The following is a 645-nucleotide window of genomic DNA, read 5'->3' as shown; positions in this document are numbered from 1 at the left end:
GTTTCCCGTCAATGATAAGCTCGGCGTTTTCTTCCTTTAACATCTGCCAGCCTTTCAACTGATACTTTGTGCCTTTTGTAAGTCCGTCTAATTTGACAGTATCAACGATTGTAACCTCTTTTCCTGCAAGGATAGTCTTTTCGCCGTCTTTGCTGGTCGCTGTGGTATGAATAGAGATTTCTTTTTCGTATTCATCAGTTAGCGTTCCTAAATCAATCACAAGGTTATTTCTTGATACCACGATTTCAAAAGGTGGGATAAGTTCAAAGCCTTTGTTACTATCGCAACGCATTTCTTCAATGATATAGGTATCATAAGGTAATGCCCCCTTGCTGTCGTCTGGTTCAGAAGTCCCAAACCACACACCGTCCTCACTGGTCTTGCCTGCGTTTGTATTGTGCTTATGAGAAGCCCAGTCAGCAGAAGTGGAAAACTGCCCGTTATCATCAGTTACCACAACATGATTTTCGCCCGTTGTCTTGCTTGTGATCCTAAAAGGAACATCAGCAAGACGCTTGTGTGTACCTGCACCGATTTTTACGCCCTCAATATCCCCACGCTTAATCTGATTGTAGATAGAATGGGTTTCATCGGTTAAGTCCACGATTTTTCCATTTTCTGTGATTGTAAAATCAATCGGTTTTG

Annotated in this window: 1 protein-coding gene; it reads right to left on the bottom strand. The window is 42.2% G+C overall.

Features of this window, described 5'->3' with window-relative positions; translation table 11 throughout:
- Nucleotides 1-645, bottom strand: a 645-nt coding sequence (locus LJD34_RS16865; RefSeq protein WP_227360376.1) for a VaFE repeat-containing surface-anchored protein, incomplete at both ends; no start/stop codon positions are given.

It is taken from the genome of Faecalibacillus sp. MSK20_93, assembly GCF_020589945.1.
Lineage (GTDB): Bacteria > Bacillota_I > Bacilli_A > Erysipelotrichales > Coprobacillaceae > Faecalibacillus > Faecalibacillus intestinalis.
This window is presented reverse-complemented; position numbering and strand designations above follow the sequence as displayed.